Origin of the sequence: Massilia sp. Dwa41.01b, from assembly GCF_014171775.1 — a bacterium.
Taxonomy (GTDB): Bacteria; Pseudomonadota; Gammaproteobacteria; order Burkholderiales; family Burkholderiaceae_D; genus Telluria.
Genome location: NZ_CP050454.1, coordinates 2139830 through 2153316 on the forward strand (window position 1 = coordinate 2139830; position 13487 = coordinate 2153316).

General features: G+C 60.4%; 14 protein-coding genes. 12 read left to right on the top strand and 2 right to left on the bottom strand.

Going from position 1 to position 13487, the window contains the following annotated elements:
* Window positions 1-69: 69 nt before the first annotated feature.
* From G4G28_RS09795 to G4G28_RS09810, 4 genes are all read left to right on the top strand, one after another.
* Window positions 70-894: a TlpA disulfide reductase family protein gene (locus tag G4G28_RS09795; protein WP_182988124.1), complete on the top strand. Its 825-nt coding sequence runs from the start codon at window positions 70-72 to the stop codon at window positions 892-894.
* Window positions 895-896: 2 nt separating this feature from the next.
* The gene (gene dsbD, locus G4G28_RS09800) at window positions 897-2651 is read left to right on the top strand and encodes a protein-disulfide reductase DsbD (protein WP_182991786.1); all 1755 of its coding nucleotides are present in this window, start codon (window positions 897-899) and stop codon (window positions 2649-2651) included.
* A gap of 57 nt (window positions 2652-2708) precedes the next feature.
* The gene (gene dsbG / locus G4G28_RS09805) at window positions 2709-3497 is read left to right on the top strand and encodes a thiol:disulfide interchange protein DsbG (RefSeq protein ID WP_182988125.1); all 789 of its coding nucleotides are present in this window, start codon (window positions 2709-2711) and stop codon (window positions 3495-3497) included.
* Between the two features lie 150 nt (window positions 3498-3647).
* A complete protein-coding gene (locus G4G28_RS09810) occupies window positions 3648-4397 on the top strand; it encodes an MBL fold metallo-hydrolase (protein WP_182988126.1) in 750 nt (249 codons plus the stop codon).
* Window positions 4398-4465: 68 nt separating this feature from the next.
* Here the strand turns inward: G4G28_RS09810 and G4G28_RS09815 are convergent, their stop codons facing one another.
* Complete coding sequence (locus tag G4G28_RS09815; RefSeq protein ID WP_182988127.1) at window positions 4466-4909, bottom strand: hypothetical protein; 444 nt, start codon at window positions 4907-4909, stop codon at window positions 4466-4468.
* Between the two features lie 152 nt (window positions 4910-5061).
* On the opposite strand from G4G28_RS09815, the gene G4G28_RS09820 reads away from it, so the two are divergent.
* Window positions 5062-5376, top strand: coding sequence for a helix-turn-helix domain-containing protein (locus tag G4G28_RS09820; protein ID WP_182988128.1), 315 nt, complete (start codon window positions 5062-5064; stop codon window positions 5374-5376).
* Here the strand turns inward: G4G28_RS09820 and G4G28_RS09825 are convergent.
* The gene (locus tag G4G28_RS09825; RefSeq protein ID WP_182988129.1) at window positions 5345-6676 is read right to left on the bottom strand and encodes an integrase family protein; all 1332 of its coding nucleotides are present in this window, start codon (window positions 6674-6676) and stop codon (window positions 5345-5347) included. The two genes, G4G28_RS09820 and G4G28_RS09825, sit on opposite strands and share 32 nt — an antisense overlap.
* 1278 nt (window positions 6677-7954) lie before the next feature.
* On the opposite strand from G4G28_RS09825, the gene G4G28_RS09830 reads away from it, so the two are divergent.
* The 7 genes from G4G28_RS09830 to cpaB all read left to right on the top strand — a co-directional run bounded on the left by G4G28_RS09830 (window position 7955) and on the right by cpaB (window position 13349).
* A complete protein-coding gene (locus tag G4G28_RS09830) occupies window positions 7955-8242 on the top strand; it encodes a pilus assembly protein (protein ID WP_182988130.1) in 288 nt (95 codons plus the stop codon).
* Window positions 8243-8341: 99 nt separating this feature from the next.
* Complete coding sequence (locus G4G28_RS09835; RefSeq protein WP_182988131.1) at window positions 8342-9709, top strand: Tad domain-containing protein; 1368 nt, start codon at window positions 8342-8344, stop codon at window positions 9707-9709.
* 92 nt (window positions 9710-9801) lie between these two features.
* Window positions 9802-10608, top strand: a complete 807-nt coding sequence (locus G4G28_RS09840) for a hypothetical protein (protein WP_182988132.1) — start codon at window positions 9802-9804, stop codon at window positions 10606-10608.
* A complete protein-coding gene (locus G4G28_RS09845; protein WP_182988133.1) occupies window positions 10605-11435 on the top strand; it encodes a hypothetical protein in 831 nt (276 codons plus the stop codon). Before G4G28_RS09840 ends, G4G28_RS09845 begins: the two co-directional genes overlap by 4 nt.
* A gap of 68 nt (window positions 11436-11503) precedes the next feature.
* Window positions 11504-12217 carry a hypothetical protein gene (locus G4G28_RS09850; RefSeq protein ID WP_182988134.1) on the top strand — a complete coding sequence of 238 codons (714 nt, stop codon included), beginning with the start codon at window positions 11504-11506 and terminating at the stop codon, window positions 12215-12217.
* On the top strand, window positions 12214-12414 hold the full coding sequence (locus G4G28_RS09855; RefSeq protein WP_182988135.1) for a hypothetical protein: 201 nt from the start codon (window positions 12214-12216) through the stop codon (window positions 12412-12414). Before G4G28_RS09850 ends, G4G28_RS09855 begins: the two co-directional genes overlap by 4 nt.
* A 68-nt stretch (window positions 12415-12482) precedes the next feature.
* On the top strand, window positions 12483-13349 hold the full coding sequence (gene cpaB, locus G4G28_RS09860) for a Flp pilus assembly protein CpaB (RefSeq protein WP_229424954.1): 867 nt from the start codon (window positions 12483-12485) through the stop codon (window positions 13347-13349).
* Window positions 13350-13487: the final 138 nt, after the last annotated feature.

Sequence of the window (13487 nt, forward strand, 5' to 3'; positions counted from 1 at the left end):
AGCGGGCCGCCGGCCCTTCAATGGAGGCTAGGAATGGGAATGACGGAGATAGCAATAGGACCGCTGGTATTGCCGACGGCACTGGTGGTGACGTTCGGGGCCATCATGCTGGGGTCTGCGCTCGGCAATCGTATCGCCAAGGCCGAAGGAGTACAGGTCGAACGCCTGCTCTGGCTAGTGATTGGCATTGCCGTGGTCGCGGCACGTGCCGCGTTTGCAAGCCAGTACTGGAGTCAGTATGCAGCCGAGCCGTGGCGCCTGATCGATGTGCGCGACGGCGGGTTCCGGCCAGCGGCCGGAGTCGCGGCAGCGCTCATCGCCAGCGCTTGGCTAGTCGGGCGCCGGCCGCTCCAGCGCAAGGCGCTGCTTTCCGGTGTCTTTGCCGGGGCGCTCCTGTGGGTCGCCGGGACCGTCACCTTCACCCTTTATCCCTCTTCAGGAAGGCTCCCTGTGCTGACCCTGACCGACCTCACGGGGAAGGCGGTGCCACTCACTACATTCGCTGGCAAACCGGTCGTGGTCAACCTGTGGGCCAGCTGGTGTCCACCATGCCGGCGCGAAATGCCGGTGCTGGAAAGGGCGCAGCGCACCACCCCTGGCGTTGCGTTTGTATTTGCCAACCAGGGCGAGACCGCGGAAACGGTCAATGCCTATCTCAAGGCGGAATCCCTAGTGCTAAAGAACATGCTGCTTGACCCCGCCGGCAGTGTCGCCGCGGCGGCGAATGCGCCGGGCTTGCCGACTACGCTCTTCTTCGACGCGACAGGCCAGCTGGTGGACCGGCGGATGGGCGAACTGTCCCCAGCAACGCTTGCCGAGCGTCTCGAACGCCTGCTCGCCGCCCCGGGGGCGCCGGCATCCGGAATGAACTCCATGACAAAGGAAATTCAATGAATATGCCGATTTTTTTATTGCTGCACGCTGCCGTGCTGCGCGTCCTTGGACTTGCCGGGCTGGCGCTGCTGTTCCTGTCCGCCTCGCCTGTCCTGGCAGAAGAAGCTTTCTTGCCACCTGAACAGGCCTTCAAATTTTCCGCACGCATGGCAGGCGAGGAAATCGAGGTGCGGTACGGGATCGCGCCAGGCTACTACATGTACCGGGAGCGCTTCGCGTTCACGGCGCGCGGTGCCACGCTCGGCACGCCGAAGCTGCCGCTCGGAGCCGTCGTCTACGACGAAACATTCCAGAAGAACGTCGAATCCTACCGTGGGAACCTGACGATCCGGGTGCCTGTATCGGCGAGCGAGGCGTTTACGCTTGTGGCGACCTCCCAGGGCTGTTCGGACAACGGCCTCTGCTATTCGCCGATGACTTCCACGGCAGCGCTTAACGTTGGCGGCGCGGCCGGAAGTGTGGCGGTGCCTCCTGGTGACGGGGCAGGCGCCTCCGCCGGCCGCATCGAGAAAGCCCTGTCCAGCCGTGACCTAGCGCTGATCCTGCCCATGTTTCTTCTGCTGGGCCTGGGGCTGGCGTTTACCCCTTGCGTGCTGCCGATGCTGCCCATCCTGTCGTCCATCATCGTCGGTAGCGGCGCCCAGGGCTTGCGCATGCGCGGGTTTGCATTGTCTGCTTCCTACTCGCTGGGCATGGCGCTTGTCTACACCCTCATGGGGATAGCAGCCGGCCTCGCTGGCCAAGGTCTTGCCGCTGCGTTGCAGACGCCGTGGGTGCTGGGCGGCTTCGCTCTCCTGATGGCGCTGCTGTCGCTGTCGATGTTCGGCGTGTACGAGCTGCAGATGCCTGCCGCCATCCAGACGCGCCTGATGGGGAAGTCGAACAATCAGGGCGCGGGTACCCACGCCGGTGTGTTTGTCATGGGCGCACTGTCCGCGCTGATTGTCGGGCCCTGCGTCGCCGCGCCGCTGGCGGGGGCCCTGGTCTATATCAGCCAGACCAGGGATGCGTTCATCGGCGGCAGCGCTCTGTTTTCGATGGCGGCCGGCATGAGCATCCCCCTGCTGTTACTCGGTGCATCGGCGGGGGCGCTGCTGCCAAGGGCAGGCGCCTGGATGGACGGCATCAAGAAATTCTTTGGCGTTCTCATGCTTGGAACGGCGCTCTGGATCGCGTCCCCGTTCATACCGCCACGCTACCAGATGCTCGGCTGGGCACTGCTCGGACTTGGCTATGCAGTGTGGCTGCTGTCGAAGCACCGCCATCCGGTCAATGTCGCCGTCGGCGTGCTGGCGGGGGCGCTTGGAGCGGTGCAGCTGGCAGGCCTGGCATACGGCGGCGCCGATCCGCTGTCGCCTTTTACGCAAGCGGCGCAGGCCCATGGCGCGCAAACCGCCTTCCAGCGCGTGCGCACCGTCGAGGAGCTCGATGCGGCGCTCGCCGCGGCCGGCGGCGCCCCGGTCATGCTCGATTTTTACGCCGACTGGTGCGTGTCCTGCAAGGAAATGGAGCGCTTCACGTTTTCCGATGCACGTGTGCGCAGCCAGTTCGACAAGCTGATTCTCTTGCAGGTCGACGTTACCGCCAATAGCGCCGCCGACCAGGCGCTCCTCAAACGTTTTGGGCTGTTCGGCCCGCCGGGAATCATTTTCTTCGGCACCGCAGGCCGTGAAATTGCCGGCACACGGGTGATCGGCTACCAGGATGCGGATGCGTTCCTGCACTCGCTGGCCGTCGTGACCGGCCCGGCTACCTGAATCAATTTTCTAGAAACTGGAGAACATATGCATCACCTTAGGACTACCCGCGTCGCGATGGCGATCGCTGCCGTCACTTTCGCGTCCTTCGTCCACGCCGCGCAGCCGGTGCCGGCGGTACTGAACGGTGCGGTCAGCGCTGGCGTGAAGGTCGTCAAACAGTTTCCCGCCCCGTCGGGCCTGACGGGCTGGGTACTGGCGCAGGGCGGGAAGCATTCCATCGTCTACACGACGGCCGATAAAAAGACGCTGATCGCGGGCGTACTAATCGACGAACGCGGCCAGAATCTGTCGTCAGTCCACGAAGCGGCCCAGGTGCCGCAAACCGACCTCTCCGCAGCCTTCGCCAAGTTGGAGAAGTCCGCCTTTGTGGCCGAGGGCACGGCGCGCAATCCGAAGAGCGTCATCTATGCCTTTGTGGATGCGAATTGCCCCTTCTGCCATTACCTCTGGCAGGCGGTCCAGCCATACGAAGCAGCGGGCTTACAGGTGCGCTGGATCCCGGTGGCGACGCTGGGCCCGACGAGCATGCCCAAGGCGATTTCCGTGCTTGCCGCCAAGGACAAGGTGGCAGCGTTTCGGCAAATGGAAGAAAACCATGGCAAGCCGTGGACGGCGCCGGCCGGCGTGAGCGAATCCTCGCACCCCGCGATCGCAACCTCGATTCAAGCGAATGGCGAGGCAATGGCAGCATTCGGCATCGGCGGGACACCGGGCATCGTATGGCGGGACAAGCAGGGGAAAATCAGGGTCAAGAGTGGTATGCCCCGCCTTTCAGAGATCCCTTCAATGACCGGTTTGCCCGCGCAGAGAAACACAAATCCAGCCTTGGAGAAGTTTATGTAGCCAGAACCGGTGATTAACGGCAGTTGCTCGAAGAACCAGGCGAATGCACCCCGGTGCCGCGCGCCGATGGTAAGAATGGTTCACTATACTGCCTGTACGAGTTACCGCTAGAACGAGTCAGGTCATCCGTATTTTTCAGGAGAAAGCCTTATGATTTTCCGCCAGCTATTTGAACCTTTATCCAGCACCTATACGTATCTCATCGGCTGCCAGGAAACAGGCCAAGCAGTCCTGATCGATCCCGTAATCGTCACGATCGATCGCGATCTGGAAGAAGTGCGGCGTCTGGGGCTTACGCTCGCCTATAGCGTCGATACGCATGTCCATGCTGATCACATTACCGCGGCGCTCGAACTGAAGAAGATGGTCGGCAGCAAAATAGCGGCTCCTGCTGCAGAGCGGGTTTCCTGTGCTGATATAAACCTGGAGGAGGGAAAACCATTCAGGGTTGGCAGTATGGAATTCCAGCCTCTTCACACGCCAGGCCATACATCCGGCCATTTCAGCTATGTGCTCGGTGATCGTGCATTCACGGGCGACGCGCTGCTGATCGAAGGCTGCGGGCGAACCGATTTTCAGCAGGGTGATTCGGATGTGCTTTTTCAAAGCGTGCGTGGAAAATTGTTTGCATTACCTGATGACACGCTCGTGTATCCGGCACACGACTACCAGGACCGATGGGTATCGACTGTCATGCAAGAAAAAAAGCGCAATCCACGGCTTGGTGGTGAGCGCACGATCGAGCAATTCCGGGAGATTATGGCTGGCCTCAATTTGCCATATCCGAAATTCATCGACTACGCGGTGCCAGGGAATAAAGAATGCGGAGTTTGTCCAACGGACTTGCCGACAAACCTTGATAAATATTGCCAACAGATGACGGAAAGCCCGCAGGGCTAGCCTGCGCAGCTCCAGGAATGCCTTTTGCGATTCTTAGTTGACGAATCGGTGCCGACTTTGATGGGCAGTCAGCATAGTCCTGCCGCCGCGCGTCGTTCGGCACTCGGCGTCATATCAAAGCCCAAGTCACGGATGTCAGTCGTCCCTTGAAGCCGGACATGAAACGAGTCGGGCCAGCCGGCCCGCCTGAACCCTTCTTCTAACAGATTGAGGACAGCTTCCCGTTCGTTCGCGCCATATGCCGTGATTCTGGATTTACGCCACGGGTGGTCAGCGCCATTCTTGAAGTAGACGTTCCATTCACGTCCGAACATGTCGGCAAGCTGATAAGCGGCTCCAGTATCCCGTCCCATGTCGTCTACGACTGCTCCCATCCGGGGTCTGACGTAGTAGTCGCGGCCATCGTGTGTCCAAACGAACTCCATCAACTGGCGCTTGTTCAGGTTGTGTGCGAGCACCTTTCTGGTGCCCGCTTCTTCCACAACATATTCGTCACGCTCGGTAATTGCCAAGAAATCATCCAGTCGGTCTTTCTGGGTCGCTGCCGGTGGGACTCGAGTGTGTGCCATTCATGAACCTCCTCTGTTAAGCCTATCGATCCTAAGGATTCCTTAGTGTGGAGTCAACAAAATACTAAGAATATCTTAGCCTTTTAGGGCTGCAGATGTCCGTCTTCGCTAAGCGAATGAAAGAAGCTCGACTCAGGGCTGGGTTGTCACAGGAAAAGCTCGGCGTCCTGGCAGGGATCGATGAAATGTCATCGAGCGCGCGTATGAATCAGTACGAACGGGGCAAGCATGAGCCAGACTTTTCGCTGGTCGAGCGGGTGGCGAAAGTTCTCGACGTTCCTGAATGCTATTTCTACTGCAAGGACGATGATGTCGCCTTGGTTCTGGTCCAGATGCACCAAGTCCCCGCAGGTCAGAAACAAGAAATGATCGGCGCAGTCAGGCGAGTGCTGGCTGACTGGTCTGCTTAGGTTCAACCACGAACTCTACTGCAGCCTGTTCCAACACCCATGCTTCGATCTGATCATGCCATTTCCTCAGTAGATCGAGAGGGCGCCGGCGGTAGTGTTTCTCTGCCAGGGCGCTCGGTTTGTGGCCCATGATCTGCGCCGAGATGCCGCTCGGCATTTCAACCCATTCGCACAAGGTGCCGAATGAACGACGGAGACCGTGCAACGAAACGTGAGGCAGGCCTGCCGCTGCCAAAGCCTTGGTGTGGGCAATACGCGGCTCAGCTAGCCTGCCGTCTTCCGCAGTCGGGCTGCTGAACACCCAGTCGTTACGGCGGGGTAGCGACGCGAGAAGCCACGAGACGAACGGCGTGAGGGGGATGGTGCGCTCGCCCTCGACCTTGTCCTTGATAGTCAGGCTCCGCCATTGGAAGTCAACGTCGCCCCAACGCAAGCCGGCGAGTTCTTCACGACGTGCGCCCGTCAACAGCAGCGCTTGAAGGTATGCGCTGATGACTGGATTTTTGATCTTTTGCACGGCGGCAAACCATGCCGTCAACTGCTCTCGCTGCAGGCTGTCGCCGTCCTTAGTCTGTGCTTTTGGAAGTGCATCCCGCACCGCACGCGCATTGTATGCATCGGGTGGCACAATGTCTCGGTATGCAGGGAAATCGGCAGCCCAGCGAATGAATGCTCGCAAGAGTCGATAGCTCTGCGCGGCATTGGTTGGCCGTGTTGCCGCCTCATGTTCAAGCCACGTCGAGATTTTTTGTCCAGTAAGCTGGGCCAGGGGCAGCTGCATTAAGGGGGCCATGGGTCCGGCGACAGTCACACCCTTGCCACGTTTCTTCGCCTCACCGCCGGGTGCGGTCAGCGTCATGTGGTTCTGCAAATGCCCCGCGCTCCATTTTGACTTGCGTGTATCGATATAAAGCGGCCATATTTCCCCGAGGGTTACGCTCTGCCTTATAACCTCAGCTCTTGCGGTCTCAACGGCCGATGCCTTGGCGACGCGTTTAGCGTGTTCCTCAGCCAGTTGGTCTGCTTTGACCTGACGAGGGTCTTGCCCGCCATCAACGATCACCTTGAGCCTGCGCGCTTCGTTCTGTGCAGCAAGCAGGGTCCAGGTCTTAGGATCGCCAATCGTAATGCGGATGACCTGGCCGTTCAATTTCGCCTGAAAGATGAACGCCTTTGCGCCGCCCGGTGAAGCGCGGAGACCCAATCCCGGCGCTGCTGCATCCCAAAGAAAGGCGGGAAGCTTCGCTGACTCACAGCGGAAATCCTCGATGCGCCCCGCCGTAAACTTGATTTTTGCCACTATTTACTCTCCGCAGGCTTCGTGTACCCTCTGTGTACCCCGGCGAGCAGTATATCAAGCAGTATGAATCAACACAACGTCGACTGGCATCGATCGTAAACCATTGAATTCAAACAAAATAACAATTCCGGTAGACCACAATCAACACGCCGGAATGCCGAGTTGTTCAGCCTTCTAAGCTGAGGGTCGCTGGTTCGAACCCAGCTGGGCAGGCCACAGCTTCCACCACGTCTCCCACTGACCTGCCTAGCCTTCTTGGCCGCTGCCATGCGTTGGATTGCGTGTGCTGCCCTCGAGGCACGCATCGGTGGCGGAGAAGGGCTCCGCCGTCCCCGAGGCGCAGTCTGCGCCTGTCGTTCCACCCATTCCCAGCATCATCCGCGACGATTCCCGCGCTTCCGGGCGATATTCCTCGATGCTGCTGCAGAAACGTGCCGATAAGGGGTGTAATGCACCCTGCAGCAACGCACACCGCATTACCCTCCCGCAGTGACCACCGGTACCTCGGGGTGCTTGCGCCTCATTCTGTAACAGCCACGCGTGCCCGCGCCTGTCATGCGAGGGTAGGGCGGGTATGGTCGACAGCGCAACCCGCCGGTCCGCGTGCCTGCCACCGCCATCGTTTCCCGCATGGCTGCGCCCGGGTCTGCCGGCGTCCCGCACGCATGTTCGTCCCTGCATTACCCATGCTGCATGGCGTAGCGCTGAGCACTCACCTGGCTATTGTCAAGACACCCTCCCCAGATTCGTAGCAAGCCTTGCGCAGTGTCATATTTGTCACGGCTGAGCCCTCGCAAACCGTTGTGAGCACGCGACGCCGTGCTCATGGAAGGTGGTGTAGCGGCGTCCAAAAATCAGCTCAACTGTTACCAAGCGTGAGTAAGTTGCGTCACAGAAATCGCGTTTTGGTTTCGATTTGTCCGAATTTGCCTACAAAACGGCGGCCATGCGAGCTCTAAATTTGGCGATATTATTGCATTCAAGATACGTTATTATCCACGGGGAATTTAACATTCCCTGTGCATACAGCTCAGCGCTAACATTTTCACGCTTTCGTCAAATAATCCGCCAAATTACTGATTTCTATGGGAGAAATGCGGATTTCCGCATTTGCGCATGCTGTGATTTTTGAGAGATTCTCATCTTTTTGCAACATTATTTCGACGCACGAATTAACATAAATATCAAACTTTTCTCTTGCTCATTTGTGTAAGCGCAAATATCATGACTTTCGGTTGTACTCTTGTTAAAAATGTAACCACACCTATTGGATGAGTCATGAAAAAATTTATCGCACGTAGCCGTCAACTTGGTCAGGGCATGACTGAGTACATCATCATCGTCGCGCTGATCGCCGTCGCCGCAATCGCAGTGACCCAGCTGTTCGGCACGACCGTTCGTTCGCAGATGGGCGCGATCGCCAAGGAAGTTGGCGGCGATAACGCCGGTTCGACCATCGCCGAAGCGAAAGCCGCTGGTGGCGCTGCTGCAACCGCTGCTGCGAAAAAACGTTCGCTGTCGACCTACGGCGACCAGGAGCAAACCGGTTCGGCTGGCACCAACTAATAGCCGTACCCGGATGCCTGCGACAACTGTGGCGGTAATGCAGTTGTCGCGGCATTCCAGCAGTCCTCCCCGATTCAAGTAGCCCCTACCACGTACTACATGACGCCCATCCATCGCCCGTTTCGTCAACTCGCACGCCAGCGCGGACAAGCATTGATCTACGGGATATTCATCCTGTTCGGCGCGCTCATCGCAACCTTCTTCCTGTTTAACACCGGCCAGATGTCCGCGGAAAAAACGCGACTGGTCAATACCGCCGACGCCGTGGCCTACAGCGCCGGGGTGATGCACGCACGTGCACTGAATTTCAACGCCTACACCAATCGCGCTATGCTCGCCAACGAGACGACGGTCGCGCAGATGGTGAGCGTGTCGTCCTGGTTGAGGTACTCCAATCAGCACATGAACCGCATCAATCCGATGCTGTGCCAATACTATTACGCCATTCCGCTCGTCACCGCGACACTCGAGTACGTGCCCCTGTGCTATGCCCTGACCTACAAGGTCGTGGCGCAACCGGTGCTGACTGCCGCGCAAAATGCCTTCAATGCCATCGGTCCTGCTACCGTTGCCGCCTCCGAGTTGGTGAAGAAAGCCCAGCAGGCCGCCCAGCTCGCCGCGTTCGTCGCCCTTCCCCTGTCACGCAAAGAAGTGATGGAAGACGTCGCCAACGCCAACTATAAAGACGACGGGACCATCTCCGTCGATACCCTTCCGCTGACGGATAACTGGACGCTGTTCGATGGCGGCTTCTTCATTAAACAACGCACCACCGCCGGCAACGAGCGCGCTCGTTTCCGCTCGCTCGAGCTGGCAATCGTCAACAGGGACACCTTCGTCGTCGATCGCTCCTGGACGTCGCAGTCCCCCTGGCCGTGTATTCTGCTGCCGGTAGGACGGGCCAACCACACGGGCTCCACGACCCTGAACGGCTACACCAGCTGGCGGGCAAACGACAATGCGACGTTCACGATCCGCACCTGGAAGTGGAGTCTGTTTAACTCCGGCTGCAAACAGACTTTCTCCTACACGCTCGGTACCGGCAGCCAGATTGCCGCTACGTCCAGCAGCGGCAACTACAAGTATTCCGGTGTGCCGAGCTACTTCGATTTGTCCGACAACGCGCTGAAGTACGGCCCCTCCAATCCGAGCGCCGCGAAGAAGGACGATCCGAAGCTGCAATTCGCCATCCGTCTCACCCGCGACAAGGCGCAACAGAAAACTTCGGAAGGCCGCTCGCAGATCAAGCCGTCGGGCCGCCTGGCTGTTTACAACAGCAACCAGGCCGGGAACGTCATGGCGGCGGTCTCCACTTCCGAAGTCTTCTTCGACCGGTCGCACGCGCCGCGGGCCGACGGTCGCCGTGAGCTTGCCAGCCTGTTCAATCCATACTGGCAGGTCCATCTCGTCCCGAACTCGGACGCCGTGACGGCGGCCGCCATCGCATTACAAGGAGCAGGACCTTGAAGTTCCGTAGCACAATGTTGTCACGAATGACGATTGCCGGCGCCGGCCTCTTGCTTGCCTGCGCTGGCGGGATGGCCAACGCGGGAACGGCCATGGAAAAGCAGATCATCCAGGCGCCGATGCCGCATAACGAGTTCGGCGGCGGCCCAAAGATCAAGGTGCACTACATGCGCTTGCACATGGGTGAAGAAAGCGATCGGATGCGCGAGCAGAGCCGAGGCATGGTCAAGTCGCTACAAAATATGGTCGACATGTGCGTCAAGATGCGCCGCCTCCAAAAGGCCTCTGTGAATCCGCCACGCCAGTTGCCGGACTACGCCGAGGGCTACATGCAGGACACCTACACCACGGCCAATCGCGAGATCACCTATACGCGCATTTATCGCGCCGAGCTGAATGACGATTGCAGCCTGAAGGAACGCGACGACTACACGGCCGTGCTGAGTTCGCAGGCGGGGAAGTGCGAGATCGACCTGACCGAGCGCAAGGCCGAAGGGGAGTGCGATGCGGCCGTACACGCGCGCTCACCCGTGGTTCCACGCGCCCCGGGCGCCGTGACGATACAGCAGCAGATCGCCGCGCTCAAAGCGAATCCTCGTACGGCGGCGGTGGCGGCGCAGGTGGAGCGAATGGCCGGTTCCTCCGGCCCGACCGGCAGGACCAAGGTTATCGCCGGCGTCAAGTGCGAGGAAGCGAACGGGGGTAAACCGGGCGACCTTACCTGCCGCGCGCTTGGCGGCTCCTTCCGTCCCTATACCGAGCTGTTTGTCGAAACGAACGAAGGCGGCTACCCGGTAGCGAAGGCCCGCGAGGCGCGCTTCGATGCCATGGTAGGAGCCGACGTGTTCGCGCCGCACCAGCGCGGCGGTTTCCGCATCAACCCGAGGAGCGACGAATGAACCGACTCACCGCATCGCGCCGGCTCGCCCAGCATGGCCAGGCCCTGACCGAATTCCTGCTGATCGCGCTGGTATTGATCCCGATTTTCCTGGTGCTGCCGCTGATCGCGAAGTACCAGGACATCGCCCACGCAACCGAAATGGCGGCGCGCTATGTCGCATTCGATGCCACCATCCGCAACGACCAGAACAGCACCTGGAAAACGCCCGAGGAGCTGTCGGGCGAAGTGCAGCGCCGTTTCTTCAGCAACCCCAACGCGCCCATCAAGACTGGCGACGTTCCAGGCGACTTCAAGGCCAACCAGAACCTGTTCTGGCGCGATCCTGAAGACAAATCGCTCATCCGTAATTTCGGCAGCGACATCCGGGTGAGTTTCGGCGAATCGCTCAACGCCGATCGTGCACATGCTTTCAAAGGAACCAAGGACGGCCAGCCTTTCCTCCTGTTCCAGGACCCGCTCAAGCTGAAGTCGAACGGCATGTACCGCGCCAACGTCACCGTCACCCTGGCCAACCTGTCCAATAACCTGGTCGGACCGACCAAAAGCTACGACAAGTTCAAGAACATCAGCCTGACCATGACGCGCCATACCGACCTCGTCATCGATCCATGGGGGGCGCGCGGTCCAGGCCAGGTGATCGACAAAGTGGGTGATCCACTTGCTTATCCCGCTAGTGCACTGGAACCTTTACGTGTAGCCGTGGATGCGCTCGTTGGCATCATGGAGAGCCCGCGTTACCTCCCAGGCGCGTGCTTCACATGCGGACCGAAAATCGGCAAGCTCGACTACTGGCGCGACGACGTGCCTGCCGATCGCTTGCCGTAGACGGGAAGGGCATGCTGAATTTTTCACTTCGCGCGGCACTGCCGCGCCGGCTCGTTTGTACTGGCTTGTTGCTGGCTTTATCCAGTGCGCCGCTTGCCGCCGCACCTGCGTGGCCGACTGTCAAGCTGCCACCTGCGGCCGAGACTTTTCCCATCGGCGAACAGATGATCGTCAACGGCATGCCGATGCGCATGCAGGGCTTCGTGCTGCACATGGAGCCGAAGGAGGCCCTCACGTGGTTCCGCCGCAACATGGGCAAGCCGCTGATGGAAGACCTTGTTGACGACAAGCTCGTCCTTGGCCGCGCCGAAGGAGACTTCTACATGACGGTGCAGCTCGAGCCGGCCGGTCCTGGCGGCAAGGGCGTGCGCGGCACGGTAGCGGTCACCGACCTGAAAGGGGCTCACGACCGCCGCGACGAGAACGCGGCCGCCAACGCGCGCATGCTGAACCGCCTGCCGGGCGGCACCAAGCTGCTCAACCAGATGAGCTCCAGCGACGGCGGCAAGTTCGCTGCCTACGTGGTGGCCGAGAACGGCCACAGCGAAACGCTCAATCGCAACAGCCTCGTCGACAACCTGCGCCGCGAGGGCTTCCATCTCGAACGCGACAACCCGCTCGACCAGCCCGCCACGAAAGGCCTGCCGGACCCGCTGCGCCGTGGCCGCACCTTGAGCTTCAAGGGCAAGGGCAAGGAAGCGACGGCCGTCATCCGCGCCAACGGCAACGGCCAGACCAGCATCGTCCTCAACACCGTCACCACCATGGAGCGTGTGAAGTGAAATCCCCACGTCGTTCCCAGCGCGGCCACATGATCACCGAATACGTGGTCGTCTGTGGCGTGCTGGCGTTCATCCTGTTCGTTCCCATCGCCGATGGGGCCAGTTCGGGCCAGTCGAGAACCACCGTCGAGATCATCATCGACGGCTTCACCAAGGCCTACAAGAAGTTCAGTTTTGCCCTCTCACTACCAACTTGATCATGAAGCTCAGCCAACAGCAAACCGTCTCAAAGATTCGTCAGTTCAAGCCCAACCGGACTTGGGCCGTGCTCATCGTCGCGCTCGTCATCGGCGGCGGGGCTGCGCTTGCAGCGCGCAGTTACCTGAACCGCCAGATGGCGTCGATCGAGGCCAAGGCCAAGGGCTCGACGGTCACGGCGATCGTTGCCAAGGGGGATATTCCCAAGGGCACGCGACTATCGGCCGAGAACATGGCGCTGCGCCCGATCCCGGTCGAATTCGCCCATTCGGTGGCGGTCACGCCGGACGACTTCGAGCGCATCGACGGCCAGGTGCTGGCCTATCCGGTCAAGAGCGGCGAGATGATCATGTGGGGCCTGCTCGAAACCCAGAAGGTGCCGACCTTCTCGGCACGCGTCGAAACGGGCCGTCGCGCCATGACGGTGCCGGTCGACGAGATCAACTCGATCTCCGGCATGCTCGAGCCGGGCGACACCATCGACCTGATGGTCTCGCTCGACCGCGAAGGCAAGAAGTTCACCTTCCCGCTGCTGCAAAGCGTGGACGTGATGGCGACCGGCCAGCGATCGGAGGACGACCCTAAGGGCGGCGAGCCGCGCCAGTACACGACGGTGACCGTGAACACCTCGCCGGCCGAGGCACGCCAGCTGATCGCCGCGCGCGAAATGGGCAAGCTGACGGCGCTGCTGCGCAATCCGCAGGACAAGGGACCATTCGACGAGAAGCGCTACGACGTTGCAGGCCTGCTGGGCCTGGATGGCCAGGCACCGCGCATCAAGGCTACCGGAGGCCGCGGGCCGCGCCGCGTGGCCGTGATCTACGGTGGTCCGAACGTGTCGAACCTGCCGCCGGAAGCGTTGCGCCTGGCGCGCGCGGCAAGCCCTGCGCCCGAGCCCGCGCCTGCCGCGGTGCCGCCCGCCACGGCCCCTTGATTTGCCTGTCTTGCACTGCGCCCCGCGCCCGAACCACCGACGTGAACTGAATTAATGAACAACTTCGCACCAAGCCTGACCACGCAGCCACGCCTGCCTTCCCTGAAACCAATGATCGCCAGCCTGGTGCTGGCACTG

Coding starts and splice junctions, on each gene's coding strand:
- dsbG (WP_182988125.1), top strand. CDS start 2,709: ATGGCGATCGCTGCCGTCACTTTCGCGTCCTTCGTCCACGCCGCGCAG.
- dsbD (WP_182991786.1), top strand. CDS start 897: ATGCCGATTTTTTTATTGCTGCACGCTGCCGTGCTGCGCGTCCTTGGA.
- G4G28_RS09840 (WP_182988132.1), top strand. CDS start 9,802: ATGGAAAAGCAGATCATCCAGGCGCCGATGCCGCATAACGAGTTCGGC.
- G4G28_RS09845 (WP_182988133.1), top strand. CDS start 10,605: ATGAACCGACTCACCGCATCGCGCCGGCTCGCCCAGCATGGCCAGGCC.
- G4G28_RS09810 (WP_182988126.1), top strand. CDS start 3,648: ATGATTTTCCGCCAGCTATTTGAACCTTTATCCAGCACCTATACGTAT.
- G4G28_RS09830 (WP_182988130.1), top strand. CDS start 7,955: ATGAAAAAATTTATCGCACGTAGCCGTCAACTTGGTCAGGGCATGACT.
- G4G28_RS09835 (WP_182988131.1), top strand. CDS start 8,342: ATGACGCCCATCCATCGCCCGTTTCGTCAACTCGCACGCCAGCGCGGA.
- G4G28_RS09820 (WP_182988128.1), top strand. CDS start 5,062: ATGTCCGTCTTCGCTAAGCGAATGAAAGAAGCTCGACTCAGGGCTGGG.